At 63.7% G+C, this 18,129-nt stretch carries 19 protein-coding genes and 2 pseudogenes; 13 read left to right on the plus strand and 8 right to left on the minus strand.

What is annotated here, in order from left to right:
* A pseudogene (locus tag YH64_RS15570) lies at positions 1-201 on the plus strand (protoheme IX synthesis protein); the annotation flags it as partial.
* Between the two features lie 32 nt (positions 202-233).
* Positions 234-764, plus strand: coding sequence for an inorganic diphosphatase (gene ppa / locus YH64_RS15575; RefSeq protein ID WP_046802833.1), 531 nt, complete (start codon positions 234-236; stop codon positions 762-764).
* On the opposite strand, the gene YH64_RS15580 is transcribed toward ppa, so the two are convergent.
* The 4 genes from YH64_RS15580 to YH64_RS15595 form a co-directional block, all read right to left on the minus strand.
* On the minus strand, positions 765-1,601 hold the full coding sequence (locus YH64_RS15580) for an IclR family transcriptional regulator (RefSeq protein WP_046802834.1): 837 nt from the start codon (positions 1,599-1,601) through the stop codon (positions 765-767). It lies immediately after the preceding gene.
* Positions 1,602-1,616: 15 nt separating this feature from the next.
* Positions 1,617-2,378 (minus strand): SDR family NAD(P)-dependent oxidoreductase, encoded by a 762-nt coding sequence (locus YH64_RS15585; protein ID WP_046802835.1) that lies wholly within the window; start codon positions 2,376-2,378, stop codon positions 1,617-1,619.
* Complete coding sequence (locus YH64_RS15590; RefSeq protein WP_046802836.1) at positions 2,378-3,589, minus strand: ABC transporter substrate-binding protein; 1,212 nt, start codon at positions 3,587-3,589, stop codon at positions 2,378-2,380. Before YH64_RS15590 ends, YH64_RS15585 begins: the two co-directional genes overlap by 1 nt.
* Before the next feature lie 87 nt (positions 3,590-3,676).
* Positions 3,677-4,075: a cupin domain-containing protein gene (locus tag YH64_RS15595; protein ID WP_046802837.1), complete on the minus strand. Its 399-nt coding sequence runs from the start codon at positions 4,073-4,075 to the stop codon at positions 3,677-3,679.
* Positions 4,076-4,242: 167 nt separating this feature from the next.
* Between YH64_RS15595 and YH64_RS15600 the strand changes: the two genes are divergently transcribed.
* From YH64_RS15600 to YH64_RS15630, 7 genes are all read left to right on the plus strand, one after another.
* A complete protein-coding gene (locus YH64_RS15600; protein WP_046802838.1) occupies positions 4,243-5,022 on the plus strand; it encodes an SDR family NAD(P)-dependent oxidoreductase in 780 nt (259 codons plus the stop codon).
* A 10-nt stretch (positions 5,023-5,032) separates the two neighbouring features.
* Positions 5,033-5,803: an ABC transporter ATP-binding protein gene (locus YH64_RS15605; protein WP_104143218.1), complete on the plus strand. Its 771-nt coding sequence runs from the start codon at positions 5,033-5,035 to the stop codon at positions 5,801-5,803.
* A 1-nt stretch (position 5,804) separates the two neighbouring features.
* Complete coding sequence (locus tag YH64_RS15610; RefSeq protein ID WP_046802840.1) at positions 5,805-6,497, plus strand: ABC transporter ATP-binding protein; 693 nt, start codon at positions 5,805-5,807, stop codon at positions 6,495-6,497.
* Positions 6,498-6,510: 13 nt separating this feature from the next.
* Positions 6,511-8,388 (plus strand): ABC transporter permease, encoded by a 1,878-nt coding sequence (locus YH64_RS15615; RefSeq protein ID WP_046802841.1) that lies wholly within the window; start codon positions 6,511-6,513, stop codon positions 8,386-8,388.
* Positions 8,388-8,690, plus strand: coding sequence for a Dabb family protein (locus YH64_RS15620; protein WP_046802842.1), 303 nt, complete (start codon positions 8,388-8,390; stop codon positions 8,688-8,690). Before YH64_RS15615 ends, YH64_RS15620 begins: the two co-directional genes overlap by 1 nt.
* Positions 8,691-8,826: 136 nt before the next feature.
* A complete protein-coding gene (locus YH64_RS15625) occupies positions 8,827-9,522 on the plus strand; it encodes a fumarylacetoacetate hydrolase family protein (protein WP_046802843.1) in 696 nt (231 codons plus the stop codon).
* A 51-nt stretch (positions 9,523-9,573) separates the two neighbouring features.
* Entirely contained in the window at positions 9,574-9,705 is a 132-nt protein-coding gene (locus YH64_RS15630; protein ID WP_006218367.1) for an entericidin A/B family lipoprotein, read from the plus strand.
* A 92-nt stretch (positions 9,706-9,797) separates the two neighbouring features.
* Here the strand turns inward: YH64_RS15630 and YH64_RS15635 are convergent.
* The 3 genes and pseudogenes from YH64_RS15635 to YH64_RS15645 form a co-directional block, all read right to left on the minus strand.
* Positions 9,798-11,344: pseudogene (locus YH64_RS15635) on the minus strand (PhoH family protein).
* A 56-nt stretch (positions 11,345-11,400) separates the two neighbouring features.
* On the minus strand, positions 11,401-11,865 hold the full coding sequence (locus YH64_RS15640) for a peroxiredoxin (protein WP_046805545.1): 465 nt from the start codon (positions 11,863-11,865) through the stop codon (positions 11,401-11,403).
* Positions 11,862-12,323: an Mth938-like domain-containing protein gene (locus YH64_RS15645; RefSeq protein WP_046805544.1), complete on the minus strand. Its 462-nt coding sequence runs from the start codon at positions 12,321-12,323 to the stop codon at positions 11,862-11,864. Before YH64_RS15645 ends, YH64_RS15640 begins: the two co-directional genes overlap by 4 nt.
* A gap of 328 nt (positions 12,324-12,651) precedes the next feature.
* Between YH64_RS15645 and alaC the strand changes: the two genes are divergently transcribed.
* The 4 genes from alaC (at position 12,652) to YH64_RS15665 (ending at position 17,014) form a co-directional block, all read left to right on the plus strand.
* On the plus strand, positions 12,652-13,839 hold the full coding sequence (alaC, locus tag YH64_RS15650) for an alanine transaminase (protein ID WP_006218372.1): 1,188 nt from the start codon (positions 12,652-12,654) through the stop codon (positions 13,837-13,839).
* A 47-nt stretch (positions 13,840-13,886) separates the two neighbouring features.
* A complete protein-coding gene (locus YH64_RS15655) occupies positions 13,887-15,191 on the plus strand; it encodes a homoserine dehydrogenase (RefSeq protein ID WP_046805560.1) in 1,305 nt (434 codons plus the stop codon).
* Positions 15,188-16,597: a threonine synthase gene (gene thrC, locus YH64_RS15660; RefSeq protein WP_046805543.1), complete on the plus strand. Its 1,410-nt coding sequence runs from the start codon at positions 15,188-15,190 to the stop codon at positions 16,595-16,597. The genes YH64_RS15655 and thrC overlap by 4 nt, the downstream gene beginning before the upstream one ends.
* A 195-nt stretch (positions 16,598-16,792) precedes the next feature.
* On the plus strand, positions 16,793-17,014 hold the full coding sequence (locus YH64_RS15665; RefSeq protein ID WP_046805542.1) for a YgdI/YgdR family lipoprotein: 222 nt from the start codon (positions 16,793-16,795) through the stop codon (positions 17,012-17,014).
* A 90-nt stretch (positions 17,015-17,104) separates the two neighbouring features.
* Here the strand turns inward: YH64_RS15665 and YH64_RS15670 are convergent, their stop codons facing one another.
* A complete protein-coding gene (locus YH64_RS15670) occupies positions 17,105-18,124 on the minus strand; it encodes a class 1 fructose-bisphosphatase (protein WP_046805541.1) in 1,020 nt (339 codons plus the stop codon).
* Positions 18,125-18,129: the final 5 nt, after the last annotated feature.

Consider the following 18,129-nt stretch of genomic DNA (forward strand, 5'->3'; position numbering starts at 1 on the left):
CCCGAAGACCCCCCGTGGGCGGGGGGCACGGCGGATTTCGACGGTTCTTTCGACAGCGCCCGGTTCCCGGGGCGGTTTTCCGATGACCCCGGGCCTACCTATCCGCCGGCGCCCGCCGCCCCCGCCAAGCCCACGCCCGCCCCGGCGTCGGCGCCGGTGCCGACGACCAAGCCGCCGTTCAAGGACGACGGCTCGCTTTGAACATTTCTTCAGACAAACAACAAGGTTGAATCATGAGTCTTGATCGCGTCTCCCCTGGCAAGAAGCTGCCGGAAGACTTCAACGTCATCATCGAAATCCCCATGAACGCCGACCCGGTCAAGTACGAGGTCGACAAGGACACGGGCGCGATTTTCGTTGACCGCTTCATGCTGACCGCCATGCACTACCCGTGCAACTACGGCTACATCCCGCAAACCCTGTCGGACGACGGCGACCCCGCCGACGTGCTGGTCCTGACCCCGTTCCCGATCCAGATCGGCGCCGTCGTGCGCTGCCGCGCCATCGGCGTGCTGGAAATGGACGACGAGTCGGGCGGCGACGCCAAGCTGTTGGCCGTGCCGATTGAAAAGCTGTACCCCCCGTACCGCAACATCAAGTCGTACGAAGACCTGCCGACCGAAGACGTCGCGCGTATCCAGCACTTTTTCGAGCACTACAAAGATCTCGAAAAGGGCAAGTGGGTCAAGGTCAAGGGTTGGAAGGGTGTGGACGCCGCTCACGAAGAAATCGTGAACAGCGTCGAACGCTACAACAAGGCCTGATCAGGCTTTGGTCCGCGCCGGTGTTGCACCGGCGGGGGCCTTGATGCGGCGCGGCCGCGACGGCATGATGCCGATCGCCGCCGCGCCGTTGCTTTGTGGGGCTTGCAGGTTCTGGGACACTTCGGCCGCCGCCACCTGGATGCGCGCTTGCAAGACCTCAAGGCGCGATGCCGACGTGTTCGCCTGGGCGGCAATGAAGACCAGGCTGCCCACCACCTTTTGCTCGGGGCTGAAGATCGCCGCGCCGATCCCCATCAAGCCGGGGTCGACCTCGCCATGCGATACGCATACGCCCGCCGTGCGCAGCCGTTTCAGGTTGGCGCGAAATTCGTCCCAGTCTTCACCCAGGCCCGCCTCGCGGATTTCGGCCGCGTGCCACAGCATCAGGTTGCGCAACTGGTAGGGTGGCAGGTTCGCCAGGATGGGCTTGGCCGTCGCGCCCCGGAACATCGGGAACGGCCGGCCGCGCGCATAGCTCGATTCGATCGAGTTGTCGGTCCAGTAGCGGTCCACGCACATGACCTTGTCACCGTAGTAGCTGCACAACATCAGGTTGGCGTGCAGTTCGTCGCCCGTGGCGCGCATGACGTCGCGCGCCGCGCGCATCAGCGGGTCGTGCTGGCGCAGATGGCGGTCCAGTTCGATGATGCGCGAGCCCAGCACGTAGGCCCCGCCCGCGGTGGGCGCCAGCAGCCCGCTTTCGGTCAGCGATTTCAGGTAGCGATACGCGGTGGCGCGCGAGCAATCCAGATGGGCCATGACGTCCTCCTGGAACGCGGCGGTGGTGTCGTCGCGAAAAAGGTCAAGGATGGACAGCATGCGGTCGGGAGTGCTCATTGCGCGGGGACGTGCCTAGTGAATGTGGAAGCCGCCGTTGACGTCGACCACGATGCCGGTTGAATAGGAGGACAGGTCCGAGGCCAGGAACAGAATGGCTTGGGCAACCTCGGCGGGCGAGCCGAAACGTTGCAGCGGAATGCCCTGTTTGAGTTCTTGTTCCCAATTTTCGCCGAATTTTCCCAGCGTCATGTCCGTTTCGATAATGCCGGGCGCAACGCAATTGGCGCGTACGCCGCGTGGGCCCAGTTCGCGCGCCAGCGCCTTGGTGAAACTGATGACGCCGCCTTTGGACGCCGCGTAATGCGAGCCCCCCAGCAGGCCGCCGCCGCGCAGGGCGGCGGTGGACCCCAAGTTGACGATGGCCGGTTGCCGCGTGCTTTCCAGCAACGCGGGCAGGGCGGCGTGCGTGACGTTGTAGGTGCCCGTCAGGTTGACGTCGACCATGCGCCGGAATTCGTCTTCGGGCAGATCCCAGATTCGCGTGGCGGCCACGATGCCGGCGTTGTTGACCAGCACGTCGAGGCCGCCCAGCGCCTGTACGGCGCGGGCCAGCGCGGCCTCGCACGAGGCGCCGCGCGACACGTCGCAATGCAGGTTGACGCGGCCGTCCACCAGGGCGCCCGGGCCGTCTTCGGGATAGGCGTGGTCCAGCACCGCGACGCTGGCGCCCTGCGCCAGGAAGAGCTCGACAACGGCCGCGCCGATGCCACGGGGGTTGGCGCCCCCCGTGATCACGGCGCGCTTGCCGGCCAACAGCGACTGCGCGCCGTCCATCACGACTTCACCAGCGAGCAGCCGCCGTCCTTGAGCGGGCGGAACGCCTGTTCGGCCGGAATCTTGCGCACCAGGTTGTAGTAGTCCCAATCGCGCTTGGACTCCGACGGTTTCTTGACCTGGAACAGATACAGGTCGCGCATGACGCGGCCGTCCTCGCGGATGCGGCCGTTTTCCGTCATGAAGTCGTTGATGGGCGTCTCGTGCATCTTTTTCAGCACGGGTTCGGATGCGTCTGTGCCGGCGGCCTTGACGGCATTCAGGTAGTGCATCGTGGCGCTGTAGTTGCTGGCCTGCACCATCGACGGCATGCGGCCCGTGCGCTTGAAATAGCGTTCGGACCATTGGCGTGCCTTGTCGTCCTGGTCCCAATAGAACGGTTCGACCAGGTTCAGCCCTTGCGCGTATTCCAGCCCCACGCTGCGCACATCGACGATGCTCATGAACAGTGCGGCCACTCGCTGCTTGCTGCCCATGATGCCGAATTCAAAGGCCTGCTTGATGCTGTTGATGGTGTCGCCGCTGCCGTTGGCCAGGCCGATCACCTGCGCCTTTGACGCTTGCGCTTGCAACAGGAAAGACGAAAAGTCCGAGCTGGCGATGGGATGGCGCACGCTGCCCACCACCTGGCCGCCCTTGGCCTTGACGACCGCCATGGCGTCGCGTTCCAGCGAGTGGCCGAACGCGTAGTCGGAAGTAATGAAAAACCAGCTTTTGCCGCCGTCCTCGATCACGCCGTTGGCCACGCCGGTGGCGTAGGCGTAGGTGTCGTAGGTCCAGTGCATGCCGTTGGGCGAACACGCCTTGCCCGTCAGGTCCGCCGACCCCGCGCTGGTGAAGATGACCACGCGCTTCATTTGACGGGTCAGGTCCTGCACGGCCAGCGCGATGGCCGAGTTGGGCACGTCCAGGATCAGGTCCACCTTGTCGTTCTCGTACCATCGGCGCGCCACCGACACCCCGATGTCCACCTTGTTCTGGTGGTCGGCCGAAATCACTTCGATGGGCTTGCCCAGCACGTTGCCGCCGAAATCCTCGACGGCCATCTTTACGGCTTCCACGCCGAACTTGCCGGACAGGTCCGCCATCATGCCGGACTGATCGCCCAGCACGCCGATCTTCACGACGTCGTCCGATACCTGCGCCATGGCGGGAATGGAAAGGGCGCCCAGCACGCAGGCGGCAAGGCTGTTCTTGATACGGGTCTTCATGGGGTGTCTCCTTGGGGGCTTGTTCTTTTGCGCGCCGCCCTGTGCCGGGCGGTCATGCGGGGTCGTGCGGGTTGAAAAAGCCGGGGCTTACTCCAGCGTCTGGCCGGCGTAGGCGTCGATGAACAGATTGGGCTTTAAGAAAAAGCTGAGGACGAGCGCGCCGTTGGGGGCGCGCGCAATGTGCTGGTTGCCGCGTGGCCGCCACACGTAGTCGCCCGCGCAGACCTCGCCTTCGGCGTCCACGATGGAACCTTCCAACACATAGGTCTGTTCGACTTCCACGTGTTCGTGCAGGGGCAGTTCGGTGCCGGGCTGCCAGCGGAACAGGGCGGTCAGCAAGCCGGTTTCCTTGTCCTGCATCAGCACCTTCATGTCGATGCCTTCTACTTGCGTGGGTTTCCAGGGCAGGTCGGCCACTTTCAGAAAGCGCGACGCCAGGGGCGGCAGCGCATTCGCGGCGGGGCAGCCGGGGGTTTCGAGGGCCATGATTGTCTCCTAGCCAGAACTCGTTATCGAAGATAAATATCTTGTTATTGAGTGTTCAAAAATAGTCGCGTATATTGAGATTCATGTCAACCGTGTTTTGTACGAAGAAGCAGGGGCGACACAGGCCGGACCTAGAGATCCGATGCCTATAAAACAAGGAGACAAGCTTGAAACACGACTATCTGGACCAGATGTTCGGTCTGGCGGAGCGCGTCGCGCTGGTGACGGGCGCGGCAAGGGGCCTGGGCTACGCCATCGCTGAAGCGCTGGGCCGCGCGGGGGCGCGGGTGGTGGTCAACGACCTGTCGCAAGCCGCCTGCGACGCCGCGGCCGCCAAGCTGGCCGCGCTGGGAATCGACGCTCATGGCGTGTCCTTTGACGTGGCCGACGCGAGCGCCGTGACCGACGCCGTGGCGCGTCTGGATGACGCGGGCCTGTCCATCGACGTATTGGTCAGCAATGCCGGCAACCAGAATCGCAAGCCCGTTGTCGAGATGACGCCGGCCGAGTGGCAGGCCTTGCAGAACGTGCACGTGAACGGCGCGTTTCATTGCGCGCGCGCCGTGCTGCCGGGCATGGGCAAGCGCGGCTTCGGCCGCATCGTGCTGATGTCATCGGTGGCGGGGCAGGCGACCATGCCCAACATTGCCGCCTACGCCACCGCCAAGGGCGCCATCGCCGCCTTCACGCGCGCACTGGCGGTGGAATACGGCGCCAGCGGCGTCACGTGCAATGCGCTGGCCCCGGGCTTTGTGCGCACCGATTTCACGCAGGGGCTGCAAGACAACCCCGACTTCCAAACCTTCCTGTCGGCCTCGGTGCCGGTGGGCCGATGGGCCACGCCGCAAGACGTTGCGCCTGCCGTGGTGTACCTGGCCTCGAAGGCCGCCTCGTTCGTCAACGGGCATGTCCTGGCGATCGACGGCGGCCTGTTGGCCCGCATGTAAGAGGCCCACCATGACGACGCCAAGCACCCCAGCGGTTCTGTCCGCACAGGGGCTGGTCAAGCGCTTCGGCGGCTTCAATGCCGTCGATGGCGTGACCCTTGCCCTGCACGAAGGCTCCATCCACGCCTTGATCGGCCCCAATGGCGCCGGCAAGACCACCTGCTTCAATCTGCTGACTAAGTTTCTGACGCCCGACGCGGGCGTCATCCATTACCGTGGGCGCGACATCACGGCGCTGGCACCCGAGCAGATTGCCCGGCTGGGCATCGTGCGGTCGTTCCAGATTTCGGCCGTGTTCCTGGGCCTGACCGTGCTGCAGAACATGCGTGTGGCCTTGATGCGCCAGCATGGCGACGGCATGCGTTTCTGGCGCAGCCGCCGTAGCGTTGACCGCCTGAACGAACGCGCCATGGAGTTGCTGGACGCGGTGGGCCTGGCCAATCTGGCGGACACGACGGCGGCCATGCTGCCCTATGGCCGCAAGCGTGCGCTGGAAATCGCGATGACGCTGGCGCTGGACCCCGACATCATGTTGCTGGACGAACCCATGGCGGGGCTGGGCCAGGAAGACGTGGCCCGCATCGCCGCATTGATCCGGCGCGTGGCGGTGAACCGCAGCATCCTGATGGTCGAACACAACCTGTCCGTGGTGGCGGACCTGTCCGACACCATCACCGTGCTGGCGCGCGGCGCGGTGCTGGCGCAAGGCGATTACGCCGCCGTGTCGCGCGATGAACGCGTCATCACCGCGTACATGGGCTCGGACGAGGAGGCGCACTGACATGCTGGCCATCAACGACCTTAACGCCTGGTACGGGGAATCCCACGTGCTGCACGGCGTGAACATCGACGTTCAGCGTGGCGAACTTGTCACCATCCTGGGCCGCAACGGCGCGGGCAAGACCACGACGCTGCGCGCCATCATGGGCATTCTGGACAAGCGGCGCGGTTCCATCCGCTTGAACGGGCAGGAAACGGTGAACATGGCGCCGCACCGCATCCCGCGGCTGGGCGTGGTGTATTGCCCCGAAGAGCGGGCGGTGTTCCGCAGCTTGAGCGTCACCGAAAACCTGCTGCTGCCGCCGCGCCTGGCCGACGGCGGCATGTCGCTGGACGAAATCTACACGCTGTTTCCCAACCTGCGCGAACGCAGCGCCAGTTCCGGCGGCAACCTGTCGGGCGGCGAGCAGCAGATGCTGGCCATCGCGCGCATCTTGCGCACCGGTGCGCAGCTGATCCTGCTGGACGAGCCCACCGAAGGCCTGGCGCCCGTCATCGTGCAGCAGATCGGACACGCCATCCGCACGCTGAAAGAACGCGGCTTCACCATCGTGCTGGTCGAGCAGAACTTCCGCTTTGCGACCAAGGTGGCCGACCGCCACTACGTCATGGAGCACGGTTGCGTGGTCGATCAGTTGTCGGCGGACGAGGCGCGCCGCGATCCTGCCCGGATCGCACGCCGCCTGGGCGTCTGAAAGGAGAATCCCTGTGTTCGAAATTTTCGGTGTGCCGTCCACGGCGCTGTTCGGCCAGCTGTTGCTGGGCCTGATCAACGGGTCTTTCTACGCCTTGCTCTCGATCGGGCTGGCGGTGATTTTCGGCCTGTTGAACATCATCAACTTTGCCCATGGCGCGCAGTACACGGCCGGTGCGTTTCTGGCCTGGATGCTGCTCAATTACCTGGGCGTGAACTACTGGGCCGCGCTGGTGCTGGTGCCGCTCATCATGGCGGTGTTTGCCGTGGTGGTCGAGCGCCTGCTGATATCCCGCACCTATCGCATGGACCACCTGTACGGGCTGCTGCTCACGTTCGGCATCGCGCTGCTGATCGAAGGCGGGCTGCGCCAGGCCTATGGCGTGTCGGGGCTGCCGTACACCATCCCAAAGGCCTTGTCCGGCGGTGTGAACCTGGGCTTCATGTTCCTGCCGTGGTATCGCGGTTGGGCGGTGGCCGTGTCGCTGGTGCTGTGCCTGGCGGTCTGGGTGCTGATCGAGAAAACGCGCGTGGGCGCCATGCTGCGCGCCGCAACCGAAAACCCGACCATCGTGCGTTCCTTCGGCATCAACGTGCCGTTGTTGATCACGCTGACGTACGCGCTGGGCGTGGCGCTGGCATCGGTGGCGGGCGTGATCGCCGCGCCCATCTATCAGGTCAGCCCGATGATGGGATCGAACCTGGTGGTCGTGGTGTTCGCGGTGGTGGTGATTGGTGGCATGGGGTCAATCATGGGCGCCATCGTCAGCGGCTTCGGGCTGGGCATCATCGAAGGCCTGACCAAGGTGTTCTACCCAGAAGCCGCCAACCTGGCGATCTTCATCATCATGGTGCTGGTGCTGCTGTGCAAGCCGGCCGGGCTGTTCGGCAAGCCCTTGCAGGTGCAGAACGTGCTGGCGGCCGAAGCGACGCGCCAGCCCGTGCAACTGAGCCGGCGCGCGATGCGGATATCCATGGCGGTGCTGGCCGTGGTGGCGCTGGCGGCGCCGTGGTTCGTCTATCCCACATTCCTGATGAAGGTGCTGTGCTTTGCGCTGTTCGCGGCGGCGTTCAACCTGCTGGTGGGCTACGTGGGCCTGCTGTCCTTCGGCCACGCGGCCTTCTTCGGCGCGGCGGCCTATGCAACCGGCATCGTCATGAAGGTGCTGGGCGCCACGCCCGAACTCGGGTTGTTGGCGGGCGTGGTCACGGGCGGGTTGCTGGGGCTGCTGTTCGGCGCCATCGCCATCCGGCGCCAGGGCATCTACTTCGCGATGATTACGTTGGCGCTGTCGCAGCTGGTCTACTTCATTGCGGTGCAGGCAGGCTTCACGGGAGGCGAGGATGGACTGCAAAGCGTGCCGCGCGGCAAGCTCTTCGGAATTTTCGACCTGCAAAACGTGATGCCCATGTATTACTTCACGCTGGCCGTGTTCGCGCTGGGCTACGCCTTCGTGCTGCGCGTGCTCAATTCCCCCTTTGGCGAAGTGATCCGATCGGTGCGCGACAACGAGCAGCGCGCCCGCTCATTAGGCTATTCCACGTCGCGCTACAAGCTGCTGGCCTTCACGCTGTCGGCCTCGGTGGCGGGGCTGGCGGGCGGCTTGAAGGTGCTGGTGTTCGGCGTGGCCTCGTTGACCGACGTGCATTGGCACGCCAACGGCGAAGTCGTGCTGATGGCGCTGCTGGGCGGTATCGGCACCGTGTTCGGTCCGCTGGCCGGGGCCTTCACGTTTGTGTCCCTGCAAAACTACCTGGCGCCGCTGGGCTCGTGGGTGCTGATCGTGCAAGGGGCCATCTTCGTCTTGTGCGTGTTGCTGTTGCGAGACGGCATCATGGGATTGGTTGCGCGCGCCTGGCTGGCAGCGACGCGTTCGAAGAAGGAGTCCTGATGTTTCTGCATGTGGTGATGTTGCAACTGTCGTCCGCCGCCGACGCCCGCTTTCACGAACGCGTCCAGGTGTATTGCGATCGGGTGCTGGCGGAATGCGATGGGGTGGCGGGCTATGCCTTTCGACCCAACCAGGCCAGCCGCGCCGACGGCCTGACGCACGCGGTGGTGGCCGCCTTCGCTGACGAGGCGGCCCATGACCGCTACCAGGTGTCGCCCGCGCACCAGGAAATGAAAACCTATATGGCCGGCTTCATCGAGCGCCTGGTGGTTTTCGATGGTGAAATCCCTACGTTTTCCTGAACGAAACCCGGCCGCCCGTGGCGCCGGGAAAGGGATAAACTCGCGGATGATTTTTACCTTACGCGCCGCGCCTCGCGCGCGGAGGTAAGATATTTGGCCGGTTTTCAGTCACGTATTTGTCATAGGTTGATCGCTCATGGACTACGTATTACCTCCCCAGCCGCCCGTCGCGGTCCCCGTGGACGGCAGCGCCGCGTTGTTTCCGGTGCGCCGCGTCTATTGCGTGGGTCGCAACTACGCCGAACACGCCAAGGAAATGGGCTTCACCGGCCGTGAAGACCCGTTCTTCTTCTGCAAGCCCGCGGACGCCGTGCGTCCGGTTGCCGACGGTGAAACCGGCAAAATGTCGTATCCGCCCAAGACCTCGAACCTGCACTACGAGATGGAACTTGTCGTGGTGCTGGGCAAGGGCGGCCGAGACATTCCGGTCGAGCAGGCCAACGAATGCGTGTGGGGCTATGCGCTGGGCCTGGACATGACCCGCCGCGACCTGCAAGGCGAAATGAAGAAGCAGGGCCGTCCCTGGGAAATCGGCAAGGCGTTCGACGAGTCCGCCCCGATCGGCCCGATCCACCCGCGCAGCGTCGTGGGCACGCTGGACAAGGGCGCGATCTGGCTGGACGTGAACGGCCAGCGCAAGCAATCCAGCGACATCTCGCAGATGCTGTGGAACATCCCGGAAAGCATTTCGTACCTGTCGGGCCTGTTCGAATTGCAGCCGGGCGACATCATTTTCACCGGCACGCCGGAGGGTGTGGGCGCCGTGGTGCAAGGCGATGTCATCACCGGTGGCGTGGAAGGCCTGGGCGAACTGCGCGTGCAGATCGTTTGACCTTCACCCCCCACACACTTGCATCGATTTTTTTGTTCAGGAGTTGACAGCATGCGCGGCAAGATCGTGCTGACCGCCTTTGTCGTATTCGGATTCGTGCTCGCCGGTTGCAATACCGTGGCGGGCATGGGCCGCGATATGTCCCGGGCCGGCAATGCCATCACCAACGCGGCCGACAAATAAGCACCGTCGGTTGATTGGTCCAAGCAAGAAAAAGCCCCTTGAAGTTTCTTCAAGGGGCTTTTTTTCCGGAGCGTGCAGTGATCGTTCAGACCTTACAGCACATCCCCCGCGTAGTCGGCCAGGCGCGAACGTTCGCCGCGCTGCAAGGTGACGTGCCCGGAATGCGGCCAGCCCTTGAAGCGGTCTACGACGAACGTCAGGCCCGAGCTGCCTTCGGTCAGGTACGGCGTGTCGATCTGGGCAACGTTGCCCAGGCAGATCACCTTGGTGCCGGGGCCCGCGCGGGTCACCAGCGTTTTCATCTGCTTGGGCGTCAGGTTCTGGGCCTCGTCGATGATCAGGTACTTGTTCAGGAACGTGCGGCCGCGCATGAAATTCAGGGACTTGACCTTGATGCGTGAGCGGATCAGGTCCATGGTGGCGGCGCGGCCCCAATCGCCGTTGCCTTCGCCGTCACCCATGTTCAGGACGTCAAGGTTGTCTTCCAGCGCGCCCATCCAGGGCAACATCTTTTCTTCTTCCGTGCCGGGCAGGAAACCGATGTCTTCACCAACCGGCACCGTGACGCGCGTCATGATGATTTCGGTGTAGCGCTTGGTCTCAAGCACCTGCGTGATACCGGCCGCCAGCGCCAGCAGCGTCTTGCCCGTGCCCGCCTGACCCAGCAGCGATACGAAATCGCACTCCGGGTTCATCAGCAGGTTCATGGCGAAGTTCTGTTCGCGGTTGCGCGCCGTGATGCCCCAGACGTTGTTCTTGCCGTGGGTGTAGTCGCGCAAGGTGGCCAGCACCGCCATCTTGCCGCTGACTTCGCGCACCTGCGCGTACAGCGGCATCTGGCCTTCGAAGTAGACGAACTGGTTGACGACGAACTGCGAGCACAACGGACCATGGATACGGTAGAACGTGGTGCCGCCTTGCTGCCAGGATTCCACGTCCTTGCCGTGCTTGTTCCAGAAGTCCTCGGGCAGTTGCATCACGCCCGTGTACATCAGGTCCGAATCTTCCAGGACGTGGTCGTTGAAGTAGTCTTCGGCGGCCATGCCCAGCGCGCGCGCCTTCAGGCGCATGTTGATGTCCTTGGACACCAGCACGACCTCGCGCTGCGGGAATTTTTCTTGCAGGGCGCGCACCACGCCCAGGATCTGATTGTCGGCCTTGCCCATGGGCAGGTCGGACGGCAGCGTGCTGTGGATGGCGGTCGTCTGGAACATCAGGCGGCCGGTGGCATCCTTGTTGCCCAGCTTGGCCAGTTCCAGCCCTTCGTCCAGCTGCGTGGCGTCTTGCACCAGCGCGTCCAGCGATCGGCTGACCTGACGCGCGTTGCGCGCCACTTCCGACATGCCTTTCTTTTGATGGTCCAGCTCTTCCAGCGTCATCATCGGCAGGAAGATGTCGTGCTCTTCAAAGCGGAACAGCGAACTGGGGTCGTGCAGCAGTACGTTGGTGTCCAGCACGAACAACTTGCGCGGCTCGTTCTGGGCGCGCGGCCAAGACGGCGCCCGCCCCGGCCAAGCGCGGCGTGGGTGCTGGACTGCGCAGCGGCAGTCTTGGTAGTGCGGGCCTGCGCCCGGGCGGATTCGCCCGAGGGGAAGGTCAGGATGGCTGCGGGGCGGGTGGGCAACTTCGGAAGCGGCATATGCGTCACTCTCCAGGGTGGGCCGGCAATAGCGCCTGACGGGTATTCCTGTACGGCTAACCGATACTTTTCGCGGCCTGCAGGACTTCCTTGGCGTGGCCCGGGACCTTCACCCCGCGCCACTCCTGCACCAGCACGCCATAGGCGTCGATCAAAAAGGTGCTGCGCTCGATGCCTCGCACCTGCTTGCCATACATATTCTTCTGCTTGATGACGCCGAACAGATTGCACACGGTTTCGTCGGCGTCGGAGATGAGCGGGAAAGGAAGTTCGTACTTGGCCTTGAAGTTCTCATGCGACTTGAGCGAGTCGCGCGAGATTCCGATGACCACCGCGCTGGCCGCCAGGAAGTCGGCGTGCAGGTCGCGGAAGTCCTGGCTTTCGGTGGTGCAGCCGGGCGTGTTGTCCTTGGGGTAGAAATACAGGATCACGGCACGGCCCTGGCACTGTTCCAGGCTGATCGGACCAATCGTGCTTTCCGCGGTGAATTGCGGGGCGGGCTTGCCGATGCTGGGCGTCATTTCTGTGGATCTCCATTGGGGGGGATGAGGGCGACGACCACGCGTCGGCCCTCTGCCATCAGGATGTTGTAGGTGCGAGAGGCGGCGTGCGTGTCCATGATCTCGACGCCGATTCCCATGGCCAACAGGGGACGCAACACTTCGGGACGCAGGAACTGTTGCCGGGCGCCCGTGCCTACCAGCAATACCTCGGGCGCATTGGCCGGGCGGCTGGGGCTGGCTTCCGGTTCATCCAGAAAAGCCATCGGGTCGCGGACGGGCTCGGTCAAACCGGCCGCCTGGTGCAACAGGGTAGAGGTGATGTCGGCCGGCGAGTCAACAGGCCATTCGGTAACTTCGCCTTCGGGGCCAAATGCGACCGACGAGGAAAAACGAACTTGGTTGACCTCGATATACCCCTCACCGTAAGCAGTCACGGTGTTCAGGGCGGCCGTCGCAGGATCAGTATGCAGCTTCAATAAAAACTCCGGCTTTATGGGCTTGATGATAGCGCATCAAACTCGCCATGGGTTGCAGTGTTGGGGGCTTCGTTGCTTGACGGTATAAGCGGATTCCCTGCCTTGCAACAACGTGGTTTTTGGCGCGTGTGGACAGGTTAAAAAAAGCCTGTCTTTTCAATGGGGAAACGGACCCGTTTTTGCCCCATTTGCCGCATGGCCGTCGTTGCGCTAGATTACAGGGTTTTGCTGCGCTGCAATCGTGTGCTGGCGCGGCTTTAAGCCCCTTTCCCCTTCGCGCGACCGCGCCCTGGTTTTTTCGCCCTTTCCGCCCCTAAGGATTCCCATCATGAGGAAGTTCTCTCGCATCGAGCGTTTGCCCCCGTACGTTTTCAACATTACTGGCGAGCTCAAGATGGCGGCGCGGCGCCGGGGCGAGGACATCATCGACATGTCCATGGGCAACCCGGACGGTGCCACACCCAAGCACATCGTCGACAAGATGGTGGAGGCCACCTCGCGTCCCACCACTCACGGCTATTCCGTGTCCAAGGGCATTCCGCGTCTGCGCAAGGCAATCTGTGATTGGTATCAGCGCCGCTACGCGGTCGAGTTCGATCCGGATTCCGAAGCCATCGTCACCATCGGCTCCAAAGAAGGCCTGGCCCACTTGATGCTGGCCACGCTGGATCGCGGCGACACGGTGCTGGTGCCCAACCCCAGCTACCCGATCCACATCTACGGCGCGGTGATTGCCGGCGCCAACATCCGTTCGGTGCGCATGACGCCCGGCGTCGATTTCTTCGAAGAGCTGGAACGCGCGGTGCGCGAGTCCATCCCGAAGCCCAAGATGATGGTGCTGGGTTTTCCCAGCAACCCGACCGCGCAGTGCGTGGACCTGTCGTTCTTCGAACGCGTGGTGGCGCTGGCCAAGGAACACGACATCCTGGTGGTGCATGATCTGGCCTACGCCGACATCACCTTTGACGGCTATGTCGCGCCGTCCATCATGCAGGTGCCCGGCGCGCGCGATGTCGCCGTCGAGTTCTTCACGATGAGCAAAAGCTACAACATGGCGGGCTGGCGCATCGGCTACATGGTGGGCAACCGCGAGCTGGTCAACGCGTTGGCGCGCATCAAGAGCTATCACGACTACGGTACGTTCACGCCGATCCAGGTGGCGTCGATTGCCGCCCTGGACGGCCCGCAGGATTGCGTGAGCGAGATCGTGGCCCAATACCAAAGCCGCCGCGACGTGCTCGTGCGCGGCCTGCACGAAGCAGGTTGGAATGTGGAAATTCCCAAGGCGTCCATGTATATCTGGGCGCAGATCCCCGAGCCCTACCGGGCGATGGGCTCTTTGGAATTTGCCAAGCGTGTCCTGTCGGATGCGAAAGTGGCCGTGTCCCCCGGGATCGGCTTCGGCGAGTATGGCGACGACTACGTACGCTTCGCTCTTATCGAAAACGAGCAGCGCACCCGCCAAGCGGTGCGCGGCATCAAAGATATGTTCCGCAAGGACGGATTGCTGAAATGAATACCCCTGAACGCTCACCCGCCGCGCAAGCCCCCGAGGGCGGCGCGATGCGTCCCATGAAGGTGGGCCTGCTTGGTCTTGGCGTTGTTGGCGGAGGCACATGGACCGTGCTGTCGCGCAACGCGGAAGAAATCGCGCGCCGCGCCGGCCGCCGCATCGAAGTCACCCGCGCCGCCGTGCGCGACGTGGCCAAGGCGCGCGCCCGCGTGGGCGACTCGATCCTGGTTGATACCGATGTGCACGCGCTGGTGCGCGACCCGGAAATCGACATCGTTGTTGAACTGATCGGCGGCGACACGCTGGCGCTGGAACTGGTGATGGAAGCCATCGCCAACGGCAAGCATGTCGTCACCGCCAACAAGGCGCTGCTGGCCAAGCACGGCAACGAGATCTTCGCCGCCGCCTACGAGCGCGGCGTCATGGTCACGTTCGAAGCCGCGGTGGCCGGCGGCATCCCCATCATCAAGGCGATCCGCGAGGGCCTGACTGCCAACCGCATCCAGTGGGTGGCGGGCATCATCAACGGCACCACGAACTTCATCCTGTCGGAAATGCGCTCGCGCGGCCTGCCGTTCGCCGACGTGCTGGCCGAAGCCCAGCGCCTGGGCTACGCCGAAGCCGATCCCACCTTCGACGTGGAAGGCGTGGACGCCGCGCACAAGCTGACGCTGCTGGCCTCGCTGGCCTTTGGCGTGCCGGTGCAGTTTGACCGCGCCTACATCGAAGGCATCTCGCAGCTGGCCGCCGAAGACATCGAACATGCCGAGCGCCTGGGCTACCGCATCAAGCTGCTGGGCGTGACCAAGCGCCGCCCCGACGGCATTGAACTGCGCGTGCATCCCGCGCTGGTGCCGTCCGAGCGCCTGCTGGCCAATGTCGAAGGCGCGATGAACGCCGTGCTGGTCAAGGGCGATGCCGTTGGCCCTACGCTGTATTACGGTCAGGGCGCGGGCGAAGAGCCCACCGCATCCGCCGTGGTGGCCGACCTGGTCGACGTGACGCGCCTGCACACCGCTGATCCGGGCAACCGCGTGCCGCACCTGGCGTTCCAGCCGGATGCCATGTCGGACACGCCGATCCTGCCGATCGAACTCGTCAGCACGTCGTACTACCTGCGCCTGCGCGTGGACGACCAGCCGGGCGTGTTGGCGGACATCGCCCGCATCCTGGCCGACCGCTCGATCTCGATCGGTTCGATGATCCAGCAGCCCTCGCACATCGGCGGCGCCGACATTATCTTCCTGACGCATGAAGCCGTGGAAGGCAACATCAATCAGGCCATCGAGCGCATCGAGGCGATGCCGTTCGTGCGGTCCAAGGTCACCCGTTTGCGCGTGGAGAACCTGACATGAAATACGTCTCGACCCGAGGCGGCATGGCCGCCCAGCCCTTTTCCGACATCCTGCTGGAAGGCCTGGCGCCCGACGGCGGCCTGGCCGTGCCGGAACAACTGCCCCAGGTCTCCGAGCAAACGCTGGAATCGTGGCGCGGCTTGTCCTACGCCGACCTGGCGTTTGAAGTGCTGTCGCTGTTTGCCACCGACATTCCGGCCGACGACCTGCGCCGCCTGACGCGCGCGGCGTACACGCAAGAGATCTTCAACAGCGAAGACATCGTGCCGCTGCGTCCGCTGGACGGCGGCTTGTCGCTACTGGGCTTGTCCGAAGGCCCGACGTTGGCGTTCAAGGACATGGCCATGCAGTTCCTGGGCCAGGTCTTTGAATACACGCTGGCCAAGCGCGGCACCACCTTGAACATCCTGGGCGCGACCTCGGGCGACACGGGCTCGGCGGCCGAATACGCGTTGCGCGGCAAGCAGGGCGTGGCCGTGTTCATGCTGTCGCCGCATGGCCGCATGAGCGCTTTCCAGCGCGCACAGATGTATTCGCTGCAAGACGAAAACATCCACAACATCGCCGTGCGCGGCGTGTTCGACGAAGCGCAGGACATCGTCAAGGCGCTGGCCAGCGACCTGGCTTTCAAGACCAAGTACCGTCTGGGCGCCGTTAACTCGATCAACTGGGCGCGCATCGCCGCCCAGGTCGTGTATTACTTCCACGGCTGGTTGCGCGCCACCGACAAGCCGGGCCAGCAGGTCTCGTTCGCGGTGCCGTCGGGCAACTTCGGCAACATCCTGTCGGGTCACATCGCGCGCAGCATGGGCTTGCCGGTGCGCCGCCTGGTACTGGCCACGAACGAGAACAACGTGCTGGAAGAGTTTTTCCGCACGGGCATCTACCGTCCGCGTCCGGCCGAGCAGACGTACGCCACGTCCAGCCCGTCGATGGATATCTCGCGCGCGTCCAACTTCGAACGCTTCGTCTTCGATCTGGTGGGCCGCGACGCCTCCCGCGTGAAGGCGCTGTGGACCACCTTGGTGCAAGAGGGCTCGTTCGACCTGTCCGACCTGAAGCCGCAGTTCGAATCGCGCTACGGCTTCGTGTCCGGCCAAAGCTCGCACGAGGCGCGCCTGGCCACCATCCGGTCGCTGTACGACGAGACCGGCGTGCTGGTCGATCCGCACACCGCCGATGGGGTGAAAGTGGCGCGCGACTTCGTTGAGCCCGGGGTGCCGATGCTGGTGCTGGAGACGGCCTTGCCGGCAAAGTTTTCCGAAACCATCGAAGAAGCGCTGGGCCGTCCGGCCACGCCGCCGGGCAACCTGGCCAACCTGGAGTCGCTGCCGCAGCGCGTACAGGTCATGGACTGCACGATGGCCGAGGTGCGCCGCTTCATCGAGGCCAACGCCAAGGTCTGAGCCCTTGCGCTGACCTGTAACGGCTTGCGGTTTATGTAAGCGTAAAACCCCTCACAGGCTTGCCCGTGAGGGGTTTTTTTACGATGTGGGTTGCGGGGTTTACGTTTTTTCTCAATTTGCCGACAACCCGACACGATATCGGGGCCAGGTTCCCGATACAGTGGAATCACCTATTCACACTTGGAGAACACGCCCATGAACCTGAAGACCATGACGTTGGCCCTGGTGGTGACCGGAGTTGGGGTGCTGGCCGGATGCTCGTCGCCCTCGGTCATTCAGCAACGGGACGGTAGCTCGACCGTGACGCCCGATTCGCCGTCTTATGACAAAAAGTCCGGCATGTATGAATACGACAAGGACGGCAAGAAAGTCCAGATCAACAAGGACGACGTAAAGTCCATCGAAGAGGTCAAGTGACCGCCGTTGCGCCCCGCGCGCAATAAAAAAAAGCCCCTTGAGCAATCAAGGGGCTTTTTGCTTTTCAGCGTTTTGCTTTTCAGCGCGGCATTACTTCGCCGCTTCCTCGGCGTGATAGCGGCCCACGCGCTCGACTTCGTTCTTCGAGCCCAGGATCACGCTGACGCGCTGGTGCAGCTTGTCCGGCTGGATGTCCATGATGCGCTGGACGCCGTTGATCGCGGCGCCGCCGGCCTGTTCGACCAGGAAGCTCATCGGGTTGGCTTCATACATCAGGCGCAGCTTGCCGGCCTTGCCGGGTTCGCGCGCATCCCAGGGGTACATGAAGATGCCGCCACGGGTCAGGATGCGATGCACGTCCGCCACCATCGAGGCGATCCAGCGCATGTTGTAGTCCTTGCCCAGGGGGCCCGTGGCGCCGGCCAGGCAGTCGTCGACGTAGCGCTTCACGGGCGGTGCCCAGTGGCGGCTATTCGACATGTTGATGGCGAATTCCTTGGTGTCTTCCGGCACGCGGATGTTCTCGTGCGTGAGCACCCACGAGCCCATTTCGCGGTCCAGCGTGAAGCCGACCACGCCATTGCCGATGGTCAGCACCAGCATGGTCTGCGGGCCATAGACGGCATAGCCGGCCACGACCTGCTTGTTGCCGGGTTGCAGGAAATCGTCTTCGCAGACCGGAGCGCCCGACACGTTGTGCGGGGCCTGCAGCACCGAGAAGATGGTGCCGATGGAGACGTTGACGTCGATGTTGGACGAGCCATCCAGGGGGTCGAACAACAGCAGGTATTCGCCCTTGGGGTAGCGGTTCGGAATCAAATGGATGGTTTCCATTTCTTCCGAGGCCATGGCCGCCAGGTGGCCGCCCCATTCGTTGGCTTCAAGCAGGATTTCGTTGGACAGGACGTCCAGTTTCTTCTGCACTTCGCCTTGGACGTTTTCGCTTTCCAGGCTGCCCAGGACGCCGCCCAGCGCGCCCTTGCTGACGGCGTGGCTAATCGCCTTGCAGGCGCGCGCGACCACTTCGATCAGCAGCCGGACTTCCGGCGCCAGGGCTTGGGCAGAGCGTTGTTGCTCCACCAGGTATTGAGTAAGTGTTTTACGTTTCAAGAGGG

It is taken from the genome of Achromobacter sp. LC458 (assembly GCF_001005835.2).
Taxonomy (GTDB): Bacteria; Pseudomonadota; Gammaproteobacteria; order Burkholderiales; family Burkholderiaceae_B; genus Achromobacter; species Achromobacter spanius_B.